Origin of the sequence: Aeromonas sp. QDB14 (assembly GCF_027707845.1) — a bacterium.
GTDB classification, from domain to species: Bacteria; Pseudomonadota; Gammaproteobacteria; order Enterobacterales; family Aeromonadaceae; genus Aeromonas; species Aeromonas caviae.
This window is the reverse complement of the sequence record NZ_JAPCJD010000150.1, coordinates 1-3,226: the sequence shown is the minus strand read 5'-3', so window position 1 is coordinate 3,226 and position 3,226 is coordinate 1. Positions and strand designations below refer to the sequence as shown.

The following is a 3,226-nucleotide window of genomic DNA, read 5'->3' as shown; positions in this document are numbered from 1 at the left end:
GGGAACGCCCGCCTGGGACGTCGCGCGGATCGACCGGACATTCGCGGAGACCTTCGTCCTGAGATCCGAGCTCCTAGGGATCGCCTCAGAAAACGGAATCTATGGTCACTCCCGTTTTTGCAACACCGATTTTGACGACAAGTTGGCTTGCTTGAATCTATCCGGCGTCTGAATGGGATTTTATTCCCGCGCCTTGATGAGTTCCGCGCCTGATGAACCTCCAGAAAATATACGGCTTCAATGAGCCTTTCCGTTTTACAGGTTCCTCAACAGGCCGGTGGGCCGTTAGTATCATCAATATCAGTATTCGCAAAACCAGATCAGTAATTCTTTAAACCGGTGTATTTCTGCCGTTATGCTACATAAGTTTGCTGTCGTGCCGTTAGGGCCCAGGCTATTCTGGCCAGCTTGTTTGCCAGAGCACAAGTGACGACAAAGTTGCTTTTCCGGCACAGTAAATCCCTGACCCAATCGGCCAATTTGCCAGACTGGTGTTCCAGTTTTTGTATGAATACCCTGGCACATTGAACCAACAAAGTTCGGATCTTTTTATTACCTCGCTTACTAATTCCCAGCAATGTCGTCCTACCTCCCGTGCTGTACTGCCGAGGTACAAGCCCTGTTGCCGCCGCAAAGTCACGGCTGCTGGCGTACTGCTTCCCGTCGCCAATCTCAGTTGAAATAGTACTCGCTGTCAGTGTTCCGACGCAGGGAATGCTCAGCAAGCGCTGTCCAACCTCATCTTCGTCCAACTTTCGTTTCAACTGGGATTCCAAATCTTTAATCTGCTCAACAAGATAGTGATAATGCTGTTGTAATTTCAGCAATAACTGGCTGAGGTAAAGAGGCAAACTATTATCCTCAAGAATGGTACTCAGTCGGCTAATAACGGCAGCTCCTCGGGGAACGCTAATGCCAAATTCCAGCAGAAAAGCATGCATTTGATTGGTTGTTTTTACCTTATCCTGAACCAGGGATTCACGGACACGATGCAGAGCCCGCATTGCCTGCTGAGATTCCGTTCTGGGCTGCACAAAACGCATAGACGGACGCGATGCAGCTTCACAAATAGCTTCGGCGTCGACAAAGTCGTTTTTATTGCTTTTAACGAACGGGCGGACAAATTGTGGTGATATCAGCTTTGGGGAATGCCCCAACTCTTCCAACTTGCGTGCCATAAAGTGAGAACCGCCACAGGCTTCCATTGCGATGGTTGTAGCGGGGCATGTCGCCAAAAATTCGATCAACTTTGGCCGGGTAAATTTTTTACGGTAAACAGCCTTCCCGCGACGATCCTGGCAATGAATATGGAAAGAGTTTTTACCCAGATCGATACCAATGAGCGCAATGTTTTCCATGATAGTTCTCCGAATGAAAGCCTGTCCTCAGCATAGTACCGGGAAGGAGGGAGTGACCATCTCATTAAATAAAGCACGCTAAGCCGTAAGTAAGCGTGCTCCTGTGAAAGCCACAGCTAAAACTGCGTAGTACACATAGAGGTATTTTTTTCTAGATTTATATCGAATTTCGTTATCGAATTTCGCTTATTATTGATCAACTCGTTGCAGATCATGAAGGCGAAAGTATGACGAATAACCCTACCGATGACAGCAGACCATGGTCGGTCTTTCTTATTTTTCTGCGGCTTGGATTGACATCTTTTGGCGGCCCCATTGCGCACTTGGGCTACTTCCGCGCCGAATTTGTCACACGGCGGCGCTGGCTCTCCGAACGGAGCTATGCTGACTTGGTCGCGCTTTGTCAGTTCTTGCCAGGGCCTGCAAGCAGCCAGGTCGGCATAGCGGTAGGACTGTCTCGGGCTGGATACAGCGGGGCGCTGGCTGCTTGGGCTGGCTTCACGCTGCCGTCTGCCATAGCCTTGATCCTTTTTGCGCTCGGCATCTCCAGCTATGGCGATTACGTCTCGCAGGGCGCGTTGCATGGCTTAAAAGTGGTGGCTGTGGCCGTGGTCGCTCAAGCAGTATGGGGCATGGCGCGTAACCTATGCACGGATGGGCTGCGAGTCACCATCATGGCAATTGCTACCTGCGTCGTTTTACTTGTGCCGTCCGCGTGGGGACAGGTTGGCGTGATTGCTATCGCAGGCATCGCAGGCCGGTTATTGTTCAAGCCAGCGAAAGTTGTTGAGCATGACCCCCTACCTATCACGGTCAGTCACCGGGCCGGCGTGCTTTGGCTCTCGCTGTTCTTTGTCTTGCTGATTGGCCTGCCGGTGTTGGCCGAACTGATGCCAAGTCAAACCATGGCAATGGTGGATTCCTTCTATCGTGTCGGATCACTGGTGTTCGGCGGTGGTCACGTTGTGCTGCCATTACTGCAAGCCGAAGTGGTGCCCTCCGGCTGGGTCAACAATGAATCCTTTCTCGCGGGGTACGGGGCAGCTCAAGCGGTGCCCGGCCCTTTGTTCACGTTCGCCGCGTTTCTTGGTGCCTCGATGAACACCGCCCCGTCGGGCTGGATCGGCGGCATTGTGTGTCTGCTGGCTATCTTCGCGCCCTCGTTCTTGCTGGTCGTCGGATCAATGCCATTTTGGGAGCGTTTGCGCCGCAATACAGGCATCCAAGCTGCGCTGGCCGGGATCAATGCCGCTGTAGTCGGCTTGCTGCTGGCCGCGCTGTATCAGCCTGTATGGACTAGCGCCATCTTTCAGCCGCAAGACTTCGGCTTGGCATTAGTTGCCCTTGTCGCACTTATGTTCTGGAAGCTCCCGCCGTGGCTGGTTGTCCTCGGTAGCGGTGCAGCTGGGTGGCTGTTGAGCGTCGCTCTGTGAGGCACAAAAAATGACTGACAAAGACCTCTACGGCGGTTTGATCCGCCTGCACATCCTTCACCATGCAGCCGAGGAACCTGTCTTTGGGCTGGGGATCATCGAAGAGCTACGCCGACACGGCTACGAGATGAGCGCTGGCACCGTGTACCCGATGCTGCACGGCCTGGAAAAAAAAGGCTATCTGACCTCACGCCACGAACGCACCGGGCGACGTGAACGGCGTGTTTATGACATCACTGAACAAGGCAGAACTGCACTTGCTGATGCGAAAACAAAGGTCAAGGAGCTGTTCGGAGAGTTGGTAGAAGGTGGTTGAGTTTTTGCTTCTATGTCAGGTTGAGCTATACCCTAACTGGATTGTCATTTTCAGAAGACGACTGCACCAGTTGATTGGGCGTAATGGCTGTTGTGCAGCCAGCTCCTGACAGTTCAATA

3 protein-coding genes are annotated in these 3,226 nt (G+C 52.6%); 2 read left to right on the top strand and 1 reads right to left on the bottom strand.

Going from position 1 to position 3,226, the window contains the following annotated elements; translation table 11 throughout:
- Nucleotides 1-353: 353 nt before the first annotated feature.
- On the bottom strand, nucleotides 354-1,358 hold the full coding sequence (locus PG887_RS22005) for an IS110-like element IS4321 family transposase (protein ID WP_000427623.1): 1,005 nt from the start codon (nucleotides 1,356-1,358) through the stop codon (nucleotides 354-356).
- Nucleotides 1,359-1,585: 227 nt separating this feature from the next.
- Between PG887_RS22005 and chrA the strand changes: the two genes are divergently transcribed.
- Nucleotides 1,586-2,791, top strand: a complete 1,206-nt coding sequence (gene chrA / locus PG887_RS22000) for a chromate efflux transporter (RefSeq protein ID WP_000184001.1) — start codon at nucleotides 1,586-1,588, stop codon at nucleotides 2,789-2,791.
- Nucleotides 2,792-2,801: 10 nt separating this feature from the next.
- Nucleotides 2,802-3,107, top strand: coding sequence for a PadR family transcriptional regulator (locus PG887_RS21995; protein WP_000130000.1), 306 nt, complete (start codon nucleotides 2,802-2,804; stop codon nucleotides 3,105-3,107).
- The last annotated feature ends 119 nt before the right edge of the window (nucleotides 3,108-3,226 follow it).